The organism is Aquimonas voraii (assembly GCF_900101825.1).
In the GTDB taxonomy this organism is placed as follows: domain Bacteria; phylum Pseudomonadota; class Gammaproteobacteria; order Xanthomonadales; family Xanthomonadaceae; genus Aquimonas; species Aquimonas voraii.
This window is the reverse complement of record NZ_FNAG01000005.1, coordinates 1-19,635: the sequence shown is the minus strand read 5'-3', so window position 1 is coordinate 19,635 and position 19,635 is coordinate 1. Positions and strand designations below refer to the sequence as shown.

13 protein-coding genes are annotated in these 19,635 nt (G+C 69.8%); 8 read left to right on the top strand and 5 right to left on the bottom strand.

The window, feature by feature from the left end; genetic code table 11:
- Positions 1–91 precede the first annotated feature (91 nt).
- Both BLP83_RS09995 and BLP83_RS09990 read right to left on the bottom strand, forming a co-directional pair.
- On the bottom strand, positions 92–910 hold the full coding sequence (locus BLP83_RS09995; RefSeq protein WP_091242100.1) for a TatD family hydrolase: 819 nt from the start codon (positions 908–910) through the stop codon (positions 92–94).
- A 101-nt stretch (positions 911–1,011) separates the two neighbouring features.
- Entirely contained in the window at positions 1,012–2,505 is a 1,494-nt protein-coding gene (locus BLP83_RS09990) for an AAA family ATPase (RefSeq protein ID WP_091242098.1), read from the bottom strand.
- Positions 2,506–2,675: 170 nt separating this feature from the next.
- Here BLP83_RS09990 and BLP83_RS09985 point away from each other — a divergent pair, with 170 nt between their 5' ends.
- The 4 genes from BLP83_RS09985 (at position 2,676) to BLP83_RS09970 (ending at position 9,209) form a co-directional block, all read left to right on the top strand.
- A complete protein-coding gene (locus BLP83_RS09985) occupies positions 2,676–6,173 on the top strand; it encodes a trypsin-like serine peptidase (protein ID WP_143006631.1) in 3,498 nt (1,165 codons plus the stop codon).
- An 11-nt stretch (positions 6,174–6,184) separates the two neighbouring features.
- Complete coding sequence (locus tag BLP83_RS09980) at positions 6,185–6,661, top strand: SixA phosphatase family protein (RefSeq protein ID WP_091242517.1); 477 nt, start codon at positions 6,185–6,187, stop codon at positions 6,659–6,661.
- Positions 6,662–6,765: 104 nt separating this feature from the next.
- Entirely contained in the window at positions 6,766–7,278 is a 513-nt protein-coding gene (locus BLP83_RS09975) for a YceI family protein (RefSeq protein WP_176764112.1), read from the top strand.
- A gap of 35 nt (positions 7,279–7,313) precedes the next feature.
- On the top strand, positions 7,314–9,209 hold the full coding sequence (locus tag BLP83_RS09970) for a phospholipase D-like domain-containing protein (protein WP_091242092.1): 1,896 nt from the start codon (positions 7,314–7,316) through the stop codon (positions 9,207–9,209).
- Positions 9,210–9,396: 187 nt separating this feature from the next.
- Here the strand turns inward: BLP83_RS09970 and BLP83_RS09965 are convergent, their stop codons facing one another.
- Together BLP83_RS09965 and BLP83_RS09960 are read right to left on the bottom strand one after the other, a co-directional pair.
- Positions 9,397–10,209 (bottom strand): DUF2145 domain-containing protein, encoded by an 813-nt coding sequence (locus tag BLP83_RS09965; RefSeq protein ID WP_091242089.1) that lies wholly within the window; start codon positions 10,207–10,209, stop codon positions 9,397–9,399.
- Positions 10,206–10,643 carry a hypothetical protein gene (locus BLP83_RS09960; protein WP_091242086.1) on the bottom strand — a complete coding sequence of 146 codons (438 nt, stop codon included), beginning with the start codon at positions 10,641–10,643 and terminating at the stop codon, positions 10,206–10,208. The genes BLP83_RS09965 and BLP83_RS09960 overlap by 4 nt, the downstream gene beginning before the upstream one ends.
- A gap of 126 nt (positions 10,644–10,769) precedes the next feature.
- Between BLP83_RS09960 and BLP83_RS09955 the strand changes: the two genes are divergently transcribed.
- Positions 10,770–11,510, top strand: a complete 741-nt coding sequence (locus BLP83_RS09955) for a helix-turn-helix domain-containing protein (RefSeq protein ID WP_091242083.1) — start codon at positions 10,770–10,772, stop codon at positions 11,508–11,510.
- Between the two features lie 159 nt (positions 11,511–11,669).
- Here BLP83_RS09955 and BLP83_RS09950 read toward each other — a convergent pair whose 3' ends face one another.
- Positions 11,670–14,447 carry a fibronectin type III domain-containing protein gene (locus BLP83_RS09950; protein ID WP_091242081.1) on the bottom strand — a complete coding sequence of 926 codons (2,778 nt, stop codon included), beginning with the start codon at positions 14,445–14,447 and terminating at the stop codon, positions 11,670–11,672.
- 206 nt (positions 14,448–14,653) lie between these two features.
- Here BLP83_RS09950 and thrA point away from each other — a divergent pair, with 206 nt between their 5' ends.
- Genes thrA through thrC form a run of 3 tightly spaced genes read left to right on the top strand, consistent with a single transcriptional unit; the run spans position 14,654 to position 19,400 of the window.
- Entirely contained in the window at positions 14,654–17,164 is a 2,511-nt protein-coding gene (gene thrA, locus BLP83_RS09945; protein WP_091242078.1) for a bifunctional aspartate kinase/homoserine dehydrogenase I, read from the top strand.
- Positions 17,161–18,093 carry a homoserine kinase gene (locus BLP83_RS09940; protein WP_091242076.1) on the top strand — a complete coding sequence of 311 codons (933 nt, stop codon included), beginning with the start codon at positions 17,161–17,163 and terminating at the stop codon, positions 18,091–18,093. Before thrA ends, BLP83_RS09940 begins: the two co-directional genes overlap by 4 nt.
- A gap of 2 nt (positions 18,094–18,095) precedes the next feature.
- The gene (thrC, locus tag BLP83_RS09935) at positions 18,096–19,400 is read left to right on the top strand and encodes a threonine synthase (RefSeq protein ID WP_091242073.1); all 1,305 of its coding nucleotides are present in this window, start codon (positions 18,096–18,098) and stop codon (positions 19,398–19,400) included.
- Positions 19,401–19,635 lie beyond the last annotated feature (235 nt).

Genomic DNA, 19,635 nt, shown 5'->3' with positions numbered 1-19,635 from the left:
GCGGGCTCGGGCAGGACGGGGCGATGAGAATCCGGAGGTGCGGCATACGCCCGCGCTGGATCAAGCAGCGTGAGGCTGCGCGCAGTATCGGTCAGGAGGCGCGCGCGTAGGCGCCCACGCCCACCTCGGGCAGGTGGAAGAAGGCACGCGCGGTCGACGTGGTGTCGGCCTCGACCTGGGCGTAGCTGACGCCGCGGTCGCGGGCCAGCTCCTCGGCGATGTGCTGCAGGTACATCGGCTCGTTGCGGCGGTGCGAGGGCATGGGCTTCAGGTTGCGCGGCAGCAGATAGGGCGCGTCTGTCTCGATCATCAGCCGGTTCGCGGGAATCTCGCGCACGAACTCGCGCAGGTGCTGGCCGCGGCGCTCGTCGCAGAGCCAGCCGGTGATGCCGATGTGGCAGTCGAGGTCGAGGTAGTCGTACAGCGCCTCGCGACTGTCGGTGAAGCAGTGCACCACGGCCGCCGGCACGCGGTCGCGCACCTGCTTCAGGATCGCCATGAAATCGCCGTGCGCCTCGCGCTGGTGCAGGAACAGCGGCTTGCCGAGTTCGACCGCGATGTCGAGCTGGCGCTCGAACGCGCGCCGCTGCGCCGGCCGCGGCGAGAAATCGCGGTGGTAGTCGAGACCGGTCTCGCCGACTGCGCGCACCTCGGCATGCGCATGAATGGTGCGCAGCTCGCGATCGGCTTCCTCGGTGTACTCGATGGCGTGATGCGGATGCACGCCGGCGGTGGCGAACAGGCGGCCGGGATAGCAGCGAGCGAGTTCCAGCGCGTCCGCGCTGCCCTGGCGGCTGGCGCCGGTCACCACCATCTGCGCCACGCCGTGCGCGGCGGCGCGCGCCAGCACGGCCTCGAGATCGTGGGCGAAGGATTCGTGGGTGAGGTTGGCGCCGATGTCTACGAGCATGGGATTCGGGATGGGTGATTCGGGATTCGATTGGAGCAGGGCGTGGCAAGTCTTGCAGTCAGCGCTTCGGATCAACGACACGAGCCTGCCACCGGATAAGTTCAGGCAGGATCAGGCTCATCGGCGGGCACGCAGCGCTCGGCGGCCCATTGGCGCAGGCGCGCGACCTGTTCGGCCATCACCACCGAGATCGGGCGAGTGCCGCGCAGTGCGCGCAGCAGATGCGACTGATCGAGGCGCTGGCCCTCGGCGTGGCTGTCGTAGAGCGCGGCCACCACGGCCTGTTCGATCTCGGCGCCGGAAAAGCCCGCGCTGGCCGCCGCCAGGGCCGCGAGATCGAAGGCCTCGATCGACTGCTGTCGTCGGCCCAGATGAATCGCGAAAGCGTGTTCACGCGCCGAGGCACCCGGCAGGTCGACGAAGAAGATCTCGTCGAAGCGGCCCTTGCGCAGCAGCTCCGGCGGCAGCTGTTCGATGCTGTTGGCGGTGGCGACCAGGAACACCGGCTGCTTGCGCTCGGACATCCAGGTCAGCAGGGCGCCGAGCACGCGGCGGCTGACGCCATCGTCGCTGTTCGAGGTGGCAAGGCCCTTCTCGATCTCGTCGCACCACAGCACGCAGGGCGCCATCGCCTCGGCGGCGCGCAGGCTGTCGCGCAGGTTGCGCTCGGTCTCGCCGTGGTACTTGTTGTAGAGCGCGCCGAAATCCAGCCGCAGCAGGGGCACGCCGAAACCTCCGGCGCAGGCCTTGGCCGCCAAGGACTTGCCGGCACCCTGCACGCCCAAGAGCAGCAGGCCGCGCGGCGGGTCGAGGCCAGGTGGACCCTTGCCCTCGATGAAGATGCGCCGGCGCTGCTCGATCCAGCGCTTGAGCCGAGAGAGCCCCGCAACCTGATCGAAGTGTGCGACATCGGCTTCGAAGTGCAGCACGCCCCCCGAACCCAGCAGCTTGAACTTGGCCTGCTGCGCGCGGGCCACATCGTCATCACGGATCGCGCCGTCATCGTGGATCAGCTGGCGCACGATCTGGCGGGCGTCGAGTAGGGACAGCCCGCGCAGGTGGCGCAGCAGCTGGCGCTGGGCAGCCGCTTCGACCTGCACGCGCTTGCCGCCGTGCTCACGCGAATAGGCGAAGGCCTCCTCGCGAAGCATCTGGCCAAGCCGCGCCTCGTCGGGCAGGCGCACCTCGAAGCGGGTCGCCAAGGGTTCCAGTTCTTCCGGCAGTTCCACCTTGGCGCCGACCAGCACCACGCTGTGCTTGGCCGCAGCCTGGCCCAGCACCACTTCGCGCAGGCGGCGAATGCTCATCGCGTAGCGCAGGTAAGGCGAGAAGTCGAACAGCAGCCAGATCGAGCGGCGTGCATCGGCGTGCATGAGCTCCAGCAGCTGGCTGGAATCGTTGCAGGCAGCTAGCCCTTCCTCGTCCAAGTCGAGGCGCTGCAGACCCTGGGTGATGCTCCAGCTGAACAGCGGTCGCAGCAGTTCGGCCACCACCTGCCTGAAGGCCTCCAGGAGCAGGCCCTCCTCGTGGGTCTCGACGACGACGAGCGGCGCGCCGGAGCGCAGCAGGGCGGCGAGATCGCGGGCTTCGAACATGCGCTTGACGGGGCTCGCAGGAGCGTTGCGGGGGCGCCAGTGTAGCGGCCTGCGTCGGGCTGAACGCGCGTTCACGCCTGCGTCGGCGGTCGCGGGCAGGGGTGTATCCTCGCCCCTCGACCGTCATTCCACCCATGACCCTTCGGGCCGCGCTGTCCGGGAGCCTCTGCATGAAGCGCACGACTCGTCTTTCATTTTCACCTTGCCTGCTCGCGCTCTTCGCGCTCTCCGCAGGTTCCTTGGCCCAGGCCGAGCAGCTGACGCTGCCGAGCCTGGACCTCGCCAAGCTCGCGGCCGAGGATCGCGGGCTTGATGGCAAGGCTGGCGTGCCCCTGCGCTACGGCCAGGTGCAGGACTTCGGCGACAAGGCCCTGGGCCTGCCCGAGCGCGGCCTGCATGCGGGCGGCAGCTGGACCACGGCGAAGGACGGTCGCGCCCAGTGGTGGCTGCAGGTCGAGGCCGCCCAGGCGCGCAATCTGGCGCTCCACTTCGAGGCCTTCCGCCTGCCTGCGGGCGCCGAGCTGCGCCTCTACGCCGCCGGCGAAAAGACCTCCCGTCTCGTCTACACCGATGCCGACAACCGCCTCGAGGGCGATCTGCGCACGCCGATGCTCGACGGATCGAGCCTGCGCATCGAACTTCTGGTGCCGCAGGAAAAGCGCGATCTCACCCGGCTGCAGCTGGGCAGCGTGGTGCAGGGCTACCGCGACCCCTTCGTCGCCCTGACCCAGCTCAAGTCGGGCAGCTGCAACATCGACATCGCCTGCCCGCAGGGCGATGCCTGGCGACCCCAGAGCCGCTCGGTGGCCCACTACACCTTCAACAGCGGCGGTGGCAGCTTCGTCTGCACCGGCCAGCTGGTGGCCACTGGCAATCCATCGCAGGACGTTTCAAGTCCACGCTTCCTGACCGCCCACCACTGCGTCAGCACGGCCGCCGAAGTGCAGTCGATGACCTTGTACTGGCGTTACGAGAGCCCGACCTGCCGCGCTCCGGGCAGTGCCGCCAGCGGTCAACCGCTCGCCAAAGAACCAAACACCGTCGCCACCCAGAGCGGCGCCAGCCTTCTGGCTACCCATCAACCGACCGACTTCACCGTGGTCGCGCTGAACGCTCCGGTGCCCGCCGCGGCCGAGGCCTGGTACACCGGCTGGGATCGCAGCAGCAGTGCGCCCACCGGCGCCATTGGCATCCACCATCCCGCCGGCCACGAAAAGCGCATCAGCATCGACAACGATCCGCTGACCACCGGCCCGAGCTGCATCATCAGCGGCGCCACGGCCAACACCCATTGGTTCATCGGTGCCTGGGACGAGGGCACCACCGAAGGCGGCTCTTCGGGCTCGGGTCTGTGGCGACGCGACAGCGGCCGACTGATCGGCGTGCTCTCCGGGGGCCAAGCCTTGTGCAGCAATCTCACGGGCTTTGATTGCTATGGCGCCCTGGACAAGGGCTGGACCGGCGGCGGCACGGCGACGACGCGCATGAGCGACTGGCTCAATCGTGCCGGCGGCAGCCCGACGACCCAGGACGGCCACGGTGGCTGCACGGCGCCCTCAGCCGGCCTGAACTCGACCGCCTTCGCCAGCGGCGTGCGGGTCGGTGATTCCGTGAGCTTCACCGCCAGCGCCAGCGGCGGCAGCGGCAGCGGCTATGTCTACGAGTGGGATCTGGATGGCGACGGTACTTACGAGCGTCGCGGCAGTGCGAACAGCGTCAGCCTGCGCTATGCCAAGGCCCAGAGTGGGCAGGTGCGCCTGCGGGTGAGCGATGGTGCCGGCTGCTCAAGCGTGGTCAGCCGGGCGCTGGACGTGCAGTCCGCCCGCATCACCGCCAGCGGCGGCACCGCCCAGCAGGTCTGCGGCAACGGCAACGCGGGGCTTGACCCCGGCGAGCGCTGGCGCCTCCCGGTGACACTCACCAACACCGGCGATGCGCCCCTGCCCGCGGGCGCGCACGCCCTGTTCGCGAATGCGGTCGGCGGCGGCGCCAGTCTTTTCGGCCCCGACAGCTTCGGCTACCGCGGCACCAACAGCGCCACCGATCCGGGCGCCTGTGGCTACGGCTTCGTCGACATTGGCGATGCCCCGGCCCTGGCGCTGACGCCGGCCGGCACCTTCCCGGCGGCCGACGATGGCCGCAGCAGCGTCATTGCCCTCGGTGGCGCGGGCTTCCGTCTGTATGGCCAGACCCACACGCAGGCGGTCATGTCGACCAACGGCTACGTGTCCTTCTCCACTGCGGACACCGGCGGCGACTTCGACAACAGCTGCTCAGGCGTGATGGACAACGGCGGTGCCGGTCCGCGCCTGCACGTGCTGCACGACGATCTAGTGGTGGGCAGCGGTGGCGCGTTGCGCTATCGCTACTACACGGACTGCCCGCGCGCGCCGATCGGCGGCGCCGACCAGTCCTGCCACGTGTTCCAGTGGGACGCGATGCAGGACTACTCGCAGACCGCACCCAGCGGCAACGCCTCCTTCCAGGCCATTGCCTATCCGGGCAACGGCCAGGTCGTCTACCAGTACCGCAGAGCCAACAGCAACGCCGGCGCGGGTGCCACCATTGGCCTCATCAATGGCAGCGGCAGCACCCAGCTGCAGGCGTCCTGCGATACCAGCAATGCCGCGCCCGCTGAATCAGCGATCTGTGTCTTCGACCCGCAGAACCTGCCGGTGACCTCGGCCGCGCTTCTGCTGGAGTCGCCCACGGTGTCGGTGCCGGCACTCGCGGTTGGCGCCAGCACCACCGTCGAGCTCAATCTGCGGGTGCCCGAGGGTTCGGACTGTGGAGCACCAGTCGGCCTCGACTACCTCGCCACCGCCCTGCATGGCCAGCACAGCATGCAGCCCTCGACTGTGTTCGCCGGCCAGCTGGCCTCGAACTGCGCCGCGGTCAGCAGCTGCCCGGCGGCGGCATCGCGCCCGCTGCCGCGGCGCGGCTTCTTCAATGATCCGGCGCGCGATGGCAACGGGCTTGCCCTGTTCAACTATGGCGATGCCGCCAATCCGGTGCTGGGCGCGATCTGGTACACCGGCGACCGCAGCTATCTGAGCGACTGGTACACCTTCGCTGGCCCGCTGCGCGGCGGCCTGATGGAGGCCTCGCTCGCGCGCACCCGCAACACCCAACCCTCGGGCTTCGCGCCGGTCACCAGCGAAATCGGCCGCAGCTGGCTCGCCAGCGTGGATGCACGCACCCAGCTGTTCGCCTGGGATTTCGGCAACGGTGAGCGCGGCGCCGAGCTGCTCAGCACCACGGCCGGCACCCTGCCCTATGCGTCGACCAACCACACCAATGCCTGGATCCAGAGCGGCCAGAGTGGCTGGGGCCTGGGCATCGAGAGCGTGCAGCTGCCCGACCGCGCCCTTGAGTTCCACGGCGTCTACCTGTTCGACGCCAACGGTCAGTCGCGCTGGCTGACCGGCGATTCGTCCGACCTCAACGGCGGCGCCGTCCAGCTCAGAAGCCAGCCGACCCACTGCCCCGGCTGCCCCTTCTATGCCGACAACGCTGCCCTCGCGCAGCCTGCCGGAACGCTGACCCGCAATTACGTGAATCGAATCCGCGCGACCATGAGTACCAGCATCACCCTGCCCGCGCCGCTGTCGGGCACGTGGAACCGCAGCAACGTCGAAATCACCGCCTTCGGAGAATCCAACCCATGAGTGAACGCCGCCTGCGCCGCCTGATCCTGCTGCGCCATGCCCACGCCCAGCCGCAGCAGCCGGGCCAGCTCGACCGCGAGCGCCCGCTGTCGGACACGGGCGAGGCCGAAGCCGACGCGGCTGGACGCTGGCTGCGTGAGCACGGCCCGCTGCCGCAGCGTCTGGTGGTGTCGCCGGCCGAGCGCACCCGCGCCACCGCCGAGCGCGTGCTGGCCCAGACCGGCTACATCGACCAGCGCAGCGATGCGCGCATCTACGAAGCCAGCCCCGGCGACCTGTTCGAGGTGGTGGTGAGCCATGCCGAGGTCGAGGTGCTGATGCTGGTCGGCCACAACCCCGGCTTCGAGTCACTGGCGGCCCTGCTGTCGACCGGCCAGAGCGGCGACCATCGCGGCATGCCGCCGGCCGGCATCGCGGTGCTCGACTTCGAGCCGGGAGCCGAGATCGAGCCCGGCGCCGCCCGCCTGTCTGCGTTTTGGGCACCCTGAGCCCATCACTGCGAGCCATGCCGGCGGCCACGGCCAGACCCTCACGCTTGGGAGCGCTGGCCGCCGGCCTTCTCGCATGTGCCCTGAGTTCGGCGTCCGTGCCGATGGCGGCAGACGAGCCCGGCCTGCGCATCGACACCGCGCACTCCTTTGCCGGCTTTTCGGTGCGCGCGGCTTGGGTCAAGCGCATCGATGGCCGGTTCGCCCACATCGAGGGCGTGGTTCGGCCCGAAGCCGGCCAGGCCTGGCTGCTGGAAGTGCGGGTCGCCTCCGGCAGCGTGCTGATGGGGCGCGAGAGCCATGAGGACTGGGCGCGCTCGGCCGACTTCTTCGACGCCGCCCGCCACCCATGGATCGAGTTCCGCGCCGCTGGTCTGTCCAAGACCCTGCTGCAGGAGGGTGGCGCGATCGAAGGCGTGCTGAGCCTGCGCGGCATCAGCCGTCCGGTGCGCTTCGAACTCCTGCCCACCGAGTGCGCGCGGCCGGGCGTCGAGTGTCCGGTGCAGGCGCGCGGCGAGGTCGACCGCAGCCAGTTCGGCATGACCGCGCGCCGCGTCTTCGTCAGCGACAAGGTCAAACTCAGCTTCGACATCCGCCTGCGTGAACCGGCGGCATAGCCTGCCGCGCAGCTCCAGAGATCGTCACACGCACCATGCCTCCGCACCGCCTGCCTCTGCTGTCCTGCGCCTTGCTCTGTCTGCTGCTGGCGGCCTGCACGCCTTCGCGCGAGCGCGTGCGGGTGGATGTCGAGCGCGCGGCGGCGCACCAGGACCGCAGCCTCGACTGCGTCCGCGCCGATCGCTGCGCCGAGTGGTCGCTGCTGCGGGTGGCCGCCGCCGAAGCGGTGCGTGACTCCACGCCCGAATCGCCCCGCCATGTGGTGCTGAATCTGGAGAGCGGCCACGACGCCCTGCTCGCCCGCCTGCATCTGATCCGCGCGGCGCGCCACAGCATCGAAGTGCAGAGCTTCATCTACGCCCAGGACGACGCCGGCTTCCTCGTGCTGGACGAGCTGCTGCGGGCGGCGCGCCGCGGCGTGCGGGTGCGCGTGCTGCTCGACCAGCTGTTCTCGATCGAGAACGTCGAGCTGCTCGCCGCGCTCGCGCAGGCGCATGCCAACTTCGAGCTGCGCCTGTACAACCCCACTTTCGGCAAGGGCGCGACCAGCAAGTTCGAGTTCGTCGGCGGCATCCTCTGCTGCTTCACCCAGTTCAACCAGCGCATGCACAACAAGCTGCTGCTGGTCGATGGCCTGGTCGGCGTCACCGGCGGGCGCAACTACCAGGAGCGCTACTTCGATCTGGATCCGGGCTTCAACTACCGCGACCGCGATGTCGTGGTGGGTGGTCCCGTGGCGGCGGCCATGCAGCGCAGCTTCGAGCAGTTCTGGCGCGCCGAGCGCAGCCTGCCGGCCGCCGGCCTGCGCGATGTGCGCCGGCGACTCGATGCGGCGCCGCGCGGCCGCGCCGTGCTGGCCGAACTGCCGCTGCGCCAGCGCGCGCGCATCGAAGCCCTGCGCCGCGAGCTGGCCGACCCCGAGCGCCTGCGCGCCGTGCTGATCACGCCCTTGCACCGCGTGGGTCGCGTCGACTTCTACTCCGATGGCCCGGAGAAGCAGCTCGGCCGGATCGAGCCCGGCCGTCGCGACAGCAGCGACAGCCTGCGCCGGGCTGTGCAGCGCGCGCGCCACGAGATCGTGCTGCAGACGCCGTATCTGGTGCTGTCGCGCGAGGCGCAGGCCGCGTTCCGCCGCCTGCAGCAGCGCGAGGCGCCGCCGCGCGTGCGCATCAGCACCAACAGCCTGGCCTCGACCGATGCCTTTCCCGTCTACGCCCTGAGCCACAAGTACAAGCGCACCTACCTGCGCGAGTTCCGCTTCGAGATCCACGAGTACAAGCCGCGGCCGGAGAACGCGCCGATCGCCCTCAAGCTCGACCCCGAAAACGATGCCATCAGCCTGCCGGCACGCTTTCTGCGCAGCGAATCGAGCCGCGCCTTCGGTTCGGCGGCCGGCGCCAGCGCCGACACCCCGCGCCGGCGTGCGCTGCGTGGGCCGCTGCCGCTGCAGACCTTGGGCATGCGCATCGGCCTGCACTCGAAGTCGATGGTGATCGACGGCGAACTGGCGGTGATCGGCAGCCACAACTTCGACCCGCGCTCGGACCGCCTCAATACCGAATCGCTGGTGGTCATCCACGACCGCGATTTCGCCAACGAGCTGCGCGACATCCTGCTCGAAGACATGAGCCCGGCCAACGCCTGGGTCATCGCCCCGCGCCCGCGGCCCCCGCGCCTTGTTCGCGGCCTGAACTACAGCCTCGGCAAGGCTTTCGAGTTCCTGCCCATCCTCGATGTCTGGCCCTGGCGCTACGCGACCAGCTGGGAGTACACCGGCGGCCCCGGCTGCACGCCGATGTCACCCTTCGACCCGCGCTTCGCCGACTGCCACACGCCGGTCGGTGACTTCCCCCAGGTCGAGATCCCCTTCAAGGCCATGAACACCCGCATCCTCACCGCCTTCGGCGCGGGGCTGGCGCCGATTCTGTAGGGCAACACGGATCCAGTCCCTGCTGGCCTTGATCCGTGGTCGCGAGTCCGGCACAGGTCCGGACTCGTTCGGCCGCTGACCGGCGACGCCTTCGCTTCGCTCGGTCACGCTGGCTCAAGCATCGCGCGCTCGATCCGCGGGCGCGCCTTCCATGGCGCGCGGCAATGCTGAATTCTTCAGCCTTGCCCTAGGCCGGCCCCATCCGCTCACTCTCGATGCCCCCGCGCCACTCGCGCTGAGCCTTGATGAGTTCACGCGACTCCAGAAAGCGCAGGATCGCCCGCACCGTGACCACGGGATAGCGGCCCGACAGTCGGGTCGCGACCGGGTGGTCGGTGAATACCAGGTTGTCCGCCAGCAGGCCGCCGGCGATGCGCTTGCTGTAGGCGATGCGCACTTCATCGGGCACGAAGCCGCTGGCGAGCGCATGCGCCTGCGCGCTGCGGCGGTCGAGGGCGGCGCCGTATTCGGCGGCGGCCAACAGCTCCAGCACCCAGGCGGTGGAATTCTGCGTGCGGCGGCTGTCGGGCCGTGCGATCAGGTTGTAGCGCGGTTCGTGCAGGGCGTGGATGTGCGGGGACTGCAGCAGGCGCGCCAGCCGCTGCTCGAACCGTGGCTCCAACCAGACGATGCGGGCGTCCTGGCGGTGCAGGTCGTCGGCGAAGAAGTTGACGAGGCCCTCGGCGAAGAGGGCCGAATCGCCGCGGGCGCAGTGGTTCAGAAGGTGTACCACCGTCCAGCGCCCCTGCGGGTGCTCGCGCAGCACGAAGCCGACGTGGCTGTAGTGCAGGCCGTGCTTCGACAGATCGGTGCCAGCACGTGCCAGCAGAGCGACTTCGGCCTTGCTGGCATCCAGCGCCGCGGCCACGGTCAGCGCGCTCTCTGCGGCGGCGGCCCACTGCTGCGGCGACAACTCGGCCGCATCGCAGTGCCGACCTGCCTGAGCCGGAAGCGCGAAGCACAGGCACAGCCACAGGCGGATCCAACGCAGGGCGCTCATCGCCGCAGCTCCGTGCGGTGGACGTGCGGCGCGAGGCTTTCGTCAGCGACGAAGGCGACGGCTTCCGAGCCCGACCACAGCAGATGGCCACCGACCACGGCGCTGGCGTAGAGGCTCACGCCTACCGCCACGCCGCTGGCTTCCAGCGCAGTGCGGCCGACGGTGAAGCTGAGCCGGGCGCCATCGGCCGCGCCGAGCAGCACGACTTCGACGCTGTCGCCAACCGGCCGCAGGGCGGCGACGCTGAACTCGCCGCCGGCGCTCAGCAGATGCACGCTGGCGCGGGGCAGCACGAAGACACTCTCCGAGACGCGCACCGAGGCGCGGCTGGCCGCGCTTTGGGCGGAGGCGGAAAGCGGCAGGACCGCGGCAAGCAGCGCGGTGCTGGCAAGTGCATGGAGGCGGCGGCAAGCAGGGATGCGAGCGGGCGACATGGTCGACTCCTGTGACGGGAGGCCGCAGGCTCGACTGGGCACCAGACCGAGTGCAACTTCAATCGACTGGGATGCGATTGCTTGCGCCTCAGGTATCGTAATCCGATACCCAATGATGGACATGCCATGGCCCTGCGCAGCGAACTTGTCGATGCCCTGAAGCGCCTGCTGAAGGCCCAGGGCCTGACCTATGCGGCCTTGGCCGCGCGGCTCGGCATCAGCGAGCCGACCGTAAAGCGCATGCTGTCCAAGCGCACGCTCACGTTGGAGCGTCTGGAGCAGATCTGCGGCGTGCTGCAGATCGGCCTCTCCGAGCTTGCCGAGGAGGCGCAGCGCGGCGCGCCCGCGCTGGCCGAACTCAGCGTCGCCCAGGAGCAGGCCCTGGTCGAGGATCCGGCTCTGCTGCTGGCCCTGTATCTCGTACTCAATCGCTGGAGTCAGGGGGAAGTGCTGGCGCGCTACCGCTTCAGCGAGCCGCAGTGGACCCTGCTGCTGGCGCGTCTGGATCGTCTGGGCATCATCGAGCTGCAGCCCGGCAATCGCGCCCGCACGCGCACCGCGCGCAACTTCCGCTGGCGGCGCGAAGGCCCGATGCAGCGCTTCTTCCAGCAGCAGCTCCTGCCCGACTACTTTGGTCGTGGCTTCGAAGCCGAGCACGAGCGCCTGCTGCTGCTGAGCGGCATGGTCTCGCGGGCGTCGGCACTGCAGCTGATGCAGCGGCTGGAAGACTTCGCCGCCGAATTCGATCGGCTGATGGCCCAGGATGCCGGCCTGCCGGCCGCCCAGCGCGTCGGCCTCAGCCTGGTGCTGGCGCAGCGGCCGTGGAGTCTCTCGCTGTTTTCCGAGCTCAGGCGCGCTGCGGCTTGAGTCGTTAGGGCGATGCTGGAGAATTCAGCGTTGCCGCGCGCCAAGGAAGCCGCGACCACCGATCAAGGCCAGGAGGGACTCGATCAGTGTTGCCTCAGGTGGCCCAGAACGCAGCGCGCCCGGCACAGGGCCGGGCGCGCTGCGCAGCCTGGATCGCGTTTAGTTCACCGTTTCGAAACCGTCGGCGAAGATCGCGGGCAGGTTGGCCGGTTCGCAGGTCGTGCCCTGGGCGATGCGCACATCGTCGATCCACCAGCCGTTGCCGCCCAGCGAGCTGTCGCTGCCGGCGCGGAAGCGGAAAAGCACCGATTGGCCGCCGAAGTCGGCAAGGCTGACCCGGCTGACCACGAATCCGGAAACGCTGCCGTGCCAGGCGGCACGGCCGTTCAGCGGGTTCGTGCCTCCCCCCACGCTCAGCGGACCGACATAGCCGCCAGCGAGGAAGCGGCTGGCATTCGCAGGTACGCTGCCCTGCGCACCCAGAATGTCCGTCCAAGTGGTACCGCCATCCAGCGAGTACTCCAGCACACCACCGTCCCAGTTGGCTTCGGTCTGATAGCGGTGCGCGAACTCGAGCGTTGCATTGCTACCCGTCGCGAGGCTCACCGGGTTTGCAAGGGTCAACTGACGGTCCGAAACCGCAGTCGGATCCGGTACGTACCAGCTTCGGGTGGGCGAGTTCGCCGCCGTGCTGACGATCGCGAAATCGGCACCGGCGCCGGTTCCGGCCACCGCCCACGCATCCGGGCCTGACTCGACGTCGTCCGAGAACACCACGGTATCCGGGCCGAAGGCGGCAGCGCTGCGACGGATCAGGTTGGTTTCCTCGACACCGTTGCACTGGCCAGCCGCGGGAGTGGCGCCAAGGTCCTCCGCACGCACGATGTAGTGCTGGGTGACGCCTGATTCGACTTCGATGTCTGCCAGCGCCGTCGCACTGATGCAGGACTCAAGCAGGTTGGCCGGAGCGGGGGTGAAGTCCGGGCTGCTGCCGCGGTACACGTTGTAGCGCAGCTGCGAGCCGCTGCCGCAGTTGCCGGTGGCTGCGGGCCACTGCAGGGCGATACCGCAGGTCGCGGTGCCCGCGCTGCTCGCGCTGGCGAGGCCGGAGAAAGTCGGCGGAAGTGCGCAGGTGCCGGTTGCCGTGGCTGCACTGCAGCTGCCCTGCACCGAGGGACATTCCGCGGCGGTGTCGTAGGAAGCGACGCGATAGACGTAATCGGTGCCGCCCGACACGGTCGTATCGACGTACGTGGTGACACCCGTCACCTCGGCGATCTGAACGTAGCCGCTGCCGGGGCAGGTGCCGACGCTGCGGAACACGCGATAGACGTTGATACCCGACACCGCGTTCCAGCTCAGGCTGATCTGGTTGGGGGCGCTGGCCGTGGCGGTCAGCCCGGTCGGTGCCTCCGGCGCTTCGCAGTTGCCGATGCCGTCGATCGACTCGGGGTTCAGCCCCAGCGGGTCCAGGTGGTCCTTCATGCGGCTGGTCGGGGTGCCGAGGCCATCCCAGGCGTGGAACAGGCCACCGTACTGGTCACGCAGACTGGTGCCCGTAGCGCCACAGGCCGAGGGGCCGCCGGAGAGCACGCCGACCAGCCGCTGCTGGGCGTTGTACAGGGGCGAACCCGACGAACCCGGCTCGGTGACCGAGGGCGGCAGGGTGGCCGGCATCGGGCTGATGTTGGGCAGCCGCGGCGGGGTCGGATCCCAGTTGGCGCGCCAGTGCACGCCGGTGGCGCCCGAGATGTTGTCGATCACGAGGTCGCTTTCGACGAAGGTGATGCGCTTCTCATCGACGCCGGGGTGGTGGATCGACGCACACAGGCCTGCCGTGCTGGCAGGGTCGCTGGGTGCGGCGCAGGACATCACACCCGCGGCCGGCGGCCGACGGTCCCAGCCTGCCCAGAACAGGTTGAAGCTGTTGTTGGGGTCCGGGGTCGCCAGCTCCAGCAGGGTGAAGTCCGAGCGGTCGCCCGCGGGCGCCGTGCCGCTGAAAGGGTTGGCGGTCTGTGCGAGGAAGCGCAGGCCGGGCGTGGTGGTCGAGGGCTTGGGCAGGACCGGGCTGCTGCCGCTTGCTGCCGGCACACGACAGGTGGGCGACTCATAGTTCCAGTACACCAGCACCGTGGCTGCAGCCGCATCGTTCGCGACTCCGCAGTGGGTCGCGGTGGCGAACAGCATGCGGCGGTCATTGGCCGTGTTGTTGACCAGGGAGCCCGTGCAGGTGTCGGTGCCGGCCCGGGTCCAGGCGCCGACCGCGCGGCGCGGCAGGTTCCAGGGGTCGTTCTCCGACAGACAGGCGACGTCGGTGTTGCAGGCGCCGGACTTGCAGGCTTTCGACTTCGCACCGAAGGCGCGGTAGCCGTGATTGACCGAATCGAACTCCAGTACCACCTCGCCCAGCCCGGAAGCGGGTACGCGCAGGTGCAGCAGTGCTTCTTCGCCCAGCACCACCGGCGTCCACAGCTGGCCGTGCGGCAGCATGTCCTCGACGGTGTAGGGCCCGATCTTGTTCTGACCCGAGGCGGAGACGATGTTGAGTTCGGCGCCGGGCGGCAGGGCGAAGCGCTTGAAGCCGAAGTTCAGGTGGGCGGCGTCCTCGGCAGCGACACGCAGCTGCCACAGCCAGTCGCCCTCGGGCGTGCGGGTCCAGGCGCCGGTGTTGGCCGTGTTCCAGTCGACCTTGTGGGCGATGGCGAAGCGCTTCGGCGTGCCGGGTGTGTCATCGCGGATGGCGTCCTCGGTGGCGAGGGCGTCGAGGTCGAGCTTTCCGAAGCTCTTGGCCGGAGCTTGATCGGCCTCGGCCAGGAAGGACGCATAGGGCGCGCTGGCATCCACGGTGGCCGTGGCCCAGGGGCCCGTCAGCAGCAGGCTTGCGCCCAACAGCGCACGCGCAGCCCAGCGGCCGCGAGGCAGGTGCAGGTGACTCATGGTGTTTTCTCCCCGTTGAAATGTCCCAGCGCCGGGCTCCCTCCCGGCCCTGGGTCCGCCAAGCCTACACCTGTGTATGCCGCCCAACGAAATTCCGTCGGGACCTGCGCGCCCACCAGCCCCGCTTCGCCTGCTCGCCGCGGTCCAACCCAGTCCACCTGGGCACAAGCCCCTGACGCGTTGCAGCAGGCCTCGAAGCCGCTGCTATGCTCGCCCTACACTTGGATTTCACGAGGCGGATCGTCGTGGCGGCAGACCAGCAGCAGACCTGTGTGGCGCACAAGTTCGGAGGCTCCAGCCTCAAGACCGCAGAGCGCATTGCCCATGTGGCCGGCCTGCTGCGAGGTCGAACCGAACCGACACAGATCACCGTGGTCTCGGCCATGGGCGGTGTCACCGATGCCCTGATCGGCCTGGTGCATGCGGCCAGCCGCGATCCCGACCAGGCCCAGGCCGAACTGGATGCGCTGGCTGCGCGCCATCGCGAGGCCGCGCGTGGCTTGTTGGGCGATGCCGCCGAAGCCGCGCTGGCGCCGCTCGAGCGCGACTGGCAGGACCTGCGTGCCCTGCTCCGCGCTGTCGCCTTGCTGGGTCACCCGGCCACCGACCTCCTCGAATACGTACAGGGCCTGGGTGAGGTCTGGTCGGCACAGCTGCTGGCCGCGCGCCTGCGCGTCGAGGGTGAACGCGTCGATTGGCTGGATGCACGCGCCGTGCTCGTGATCAGCCCGTCGGCCCTGGGCGCGGTGGTCGACTGGGTGGAATCCGGCCGCCGCCTGGCCGCCTGGCGCGCCACCCACAGCGCGCCGCGCGTGGTCGTGACCGGCTTCGTCGCCCGAGACAGCGAAGGCCGCATCACCACCCTGGGTCGCAACGGCAGCGACTACTCGGGCGCGATTTTCGCGCGCCTGTTCGCGGCGGCCGAGCTGCACATCTGGACCGATGTCGACGGCGTGCTGAGTGCCGATCCGCGGCTGGTACCCGAAGCCATCCTGCTGCCGCGCATGAGCTATGACGAAGCCTTCGAGCTGGCCTATTTCGGCGCCAAGGTCGTGCATCCGCGCACGATGGGCCCGGTGCTCGAAGCCGGCATTCCGGTATGGGTGCGCAACACCTTCAAGCCCGACTGCCCGGGCACGCGCATCGGCCCCGAGCACGAGGACGGCGCCGGCCCGGTCAAGGGCCTGACCATCGCCCGCGAGATGGCGCTGGTCGAAGTGGAAGGCACCGGCATGATCGGCGTGCCTGGCACCGCCGAACGCGTGTTCGGCGCCCTGCGCGATGCCGGCGTGTCGGTGGTGATGATCGCCCAGGCCAGCTCCGAGCATTCGATCTGCTGCGTCGTGCGCGAGGCCGATGCGGCGCGCGCCGCCGAAGTGCTGCGCCGCGCCTTCGCGCGCGAGCTGGACGCCGGCCTGCTGCAGGCGGTCGACGTCGAGCGCGGCATCGCGGTGCTGGCGGCGGTGGGCGACGGCATGAGCGGCCACACCGGCATCGCCGCGCGCCTGTTTTCCGAGCTGGCGCGCGCCGAAGTCAACGTGCGCGCGATCGCCCAGGGCGGCACCGAGCGCAACATCTCGGTGGCGGTGCGCGATGCCGACGCCGCGCGTGCCCTGCGAGCGGTGCATGCCGGCTTCTACCTGTCTCCGCAGACCGTCAGCATCGGCGTGATCGGCCCCGGCAATGTCGGCGCCACCCTGCTCGACCAGCTGGCCGCCGTCGCGCCCAAGCTGCGCGAGCAGAACAATCTCGACCTGCGCGTGCGCGCGATCGCCGGCAGCCAGCGCTGGCTGCATTCGGACAGCGGACTGGATCTTGCCGACTGGCGTGCGCAGTACGCCGCCAGCAGCGAGCACTTCGACTTCGAGCACTTCACCCAGCACGTGCGCGCGCCGCACCTGCCGCATGCGCTGATCATCGACTGCAGCGCCAGTGCCACGGTCGCCGCCCACTATCCGCGCTGGCTGGCGGCGGGCATCCACATCATCACGCCGAACAAGCAGGCCGGCGCGGCGCCGCTGGAGCTGTATCGCCGAGTCAGGGAAGCGGCCCGCCACGGCCACTGGCGCTACGAGGCCACAGTCGGCGCCGGCCTGCCGGTGATCTCGACCCTGCGTGATCTGCTCGACACCGGCGACGAAGTGCATGCAATCGACGGCATCCTGTCGGGCACCCTGTCCTACCTGTTCAACGCCTACGACGGCAGCCGGCCCTTCTCCGAGCTGCTGCTGGAAGCACGCCAGCTCGGCTATACCGAGCCCGATCCGCGCGACGACCTGTCCGGGCTCGACGTCGCCCGCAAGCTGGTGATCCTCTCGCGTGAATGGGGCCACGAGATCGAGCTGGCCGATGTCGATCTGGTCGGGCTGGTACCGCCCGAGCTCAGCGAGATCGACCGCGAGGCATTCCTGGCCCGCGCGGGGGAACTCGATGCGCCGATGCTGCAGCGCTTCCAGGCCGCGCAGGCGCGCGGCTGCGTGCTGCGCTTCGTGGCCCACGTGGATGCCGAACGCGCCACCGTGGGCCTGGTCGAACTGCCGCGCGACCACGCCTTCGCGCATCTGAAACCCACCGACAACATCATCCAGTTCAGCACCGCCCGCTACAGCGGCAACCCGCTGATCGTGCAGGGGCCGGGTGCGGGCCCTGAAGTCACCGCTGCCGGCGTTTTCGCCGACCTGCTGCGGGTGGCGCAAGGCCTGGGGACGCGCCTGTGAGTCGAGACAGGGCGCGGGCCTTTGCGCCCGCCAGCATCGGCAACGTGGGCGTCGGCTTCGACCTGCTGGGCCTGGTGATCGAAGGCGCCGGCGACACCGTCACGGTGAGCCGCAGCGCCGAGCCCGGCGTGCGCATTCGTGCGATCCGCGGCTCGGACGTCGAATTGCCCACGGAGCCCGAGAACAACACCGCCGGCCGCGCCCTGCTCTCGCTGATCGAGCGCGCGCAGCCCGGCTTCGGCTTTGAAGTCGAGATCGACAAGGGCATCGCCTATGGCTCGGGCATGGGCGGTTCGGCGGCGTCCGCCGTGGCAGCCGTGATCGCGGCCAATGCGTTGCTGGGATCATCGCTCGATGTCGACGCGCTCTACGCCTGCGCGCTCGACGGCGAAGCCGTCGCCAGCGGCGGCCGCCACGGCGACAACGTGGCGCCGATGCTGCTCGGCGGCCTTGTGCTCACGGTCGGCGATGCGCCGCCGCTGAAGCTGCCGACGCCGGCCGGCGTCTACTCGGTGCTGGTGCATCCGGACTGCGTGCTGGAAACCCGCCGCGCCCGCGCCGCGCTCGCCACGCCCTACGCGCTGCACGAGTTCGTGACCCAGAACGGCCACCTCGCGCGCTTCATCGCAGGTCTGTACCGCAATGATCTCGACCTGATCCGCGCGGGCCTGCGCGACGAACTGGTCGAACCGCGTCGGGCTGCGCTGATTCCCGGCTTCGACGAGGTCAAGCGTGCTGCGCTCGACGCAGGTGCGCTCGGTGCCAGCATCTCGGGTGCGGGTCCCAGTGTGTTCGCCTGGTGCCTGGGCCGTGAAGCCGCCGAACGCGCCGGTGCGGCCATGCGCGCGGCCTTTGCCGCCCATGACCTCGACAGCCAGATTTACATCTCACCGCTGGACGCGCCGGGCGCGCGCCTGCTGGAGGACTGAGCATGCGCTTCATCTCGACCCGTGGCGGCGGTGCGCCGCAGACGCTCTCGAACGCGCTCGCGCTGGGCCTGGCCGAAGACGGCGGTCTGTTCGTTCCCGAAGCATTCCCCTCGCTGCCGACCCTGCCGCAGGCCGGGCGCGGCCTTGCCGAGACCGCGAGCACGCTCATTGCGCCTTTCTTCGCAGGTGACGCCCTCGAAGCCGGGCTGCCGGCGATCTGCGCGGAAGCGCTGGACTTCCCGGTGCCGGTGCTGCCGACGAAGGATCCGCGCACCGAGGTGCTGGAGCTGTTCCATGGCCCCACCGCGGCCTTCAAGGACGTGGGCGCGCGCTTTCTGGCGGCCTGCTTCGCGCGCCTGCCGCGTGAGTCCAACGCGCAGCCGCTGACCATCCTGGTCGCCACTTCGGGCGACACCGGTGGTGCCGTCGCCGCGGCCTTCCATGGTCGGCCGGGCTTTCGCGTGGTGGTGCTGTATCCGGACGGCCGCGTCAGCCCGCGCCAGGCGCACCAGCTGAGCTGCTTCGGCGACAACATCCACACCTACCGGGTGCAGGGCAGCTTCGACGACTGCCAGCGCATGGTGAAGGCGGCCTTCTCCGATCCCACGCTGCGCGCGGCGATCCCGCTGTCGTCCGCCAACAGCATCAGCCTTGGCCGCCTGCTGCCGCAGATGAGCTACTACGCGCATTCGGCGCTGGCGCATCAGGCCAAGTACGGCGAGCCCGCGCGCTACGTCATTCCCACCGGCAACCTGGGCAATGCACTGGCCTGCCTGTGGGCGCGGCGGCTGGGCCTGCCGATCGGCGAGGTGCTGCTGGCGACCAATGCCAATCGCGTGCTGCCCGACTTCATCGACAGCGGCGACTACCGGCCCGGCCCGAGCGTGTCGACGCTGGCGAACGCGATGGATGTCGGCGCCCCCAGCAACCTCGAACGCCTGCGCCACTGGCTGCCGGAGATTGAAACGCTGCGCACCGCGGTCGGCGCCCAATCGATCGGTGACGACCGGCTGTCGGCGGTGATGCGCGAGGCCGAAGCCCGCTACGGCCACACGCTGTGCCCGCACACGGCCGCCGCCTTCGCGGTGATCGAGGACCGGCGCGCGGCGGGTGACGAGGGCCGCTTCATCGCCGTCGCCACCGCGCATCCGGCCAAGTTCGAGAGCGTGGTCGAGCCCCTGGTCGGCCACGCCGTGCCCGTGCCGCCGGCGCTCGCGGCCCTGCTGGCGCGGCCAGCGCAGGCGCAGCCGCTGGCAGCGGAGGATGCCGCGCTCAAGGCGGTGTTGAAGGGCATGGCCCACGCCTGACGCGGGCCTAGGTGCCGGGAGCTGTTCGGGCGGCTGTGCCCTGCGGCCGTCATAGGGTGGGCCCTGGCCCACCATGAGCTTCACTCTCGCCTCGGTTTTGTTTCGTCGCTTCGTGTTTGGAGGCGAAGAGCAAGAGCTTTCGGTCAGCCCTGCGGGCTGCCCGACCTACTTCTCTTTGCGTGGCCAAAGAGAAGTAGGCAAGAGAAAGGCCACCCCTCGTCCGCGCCCTTCGCGC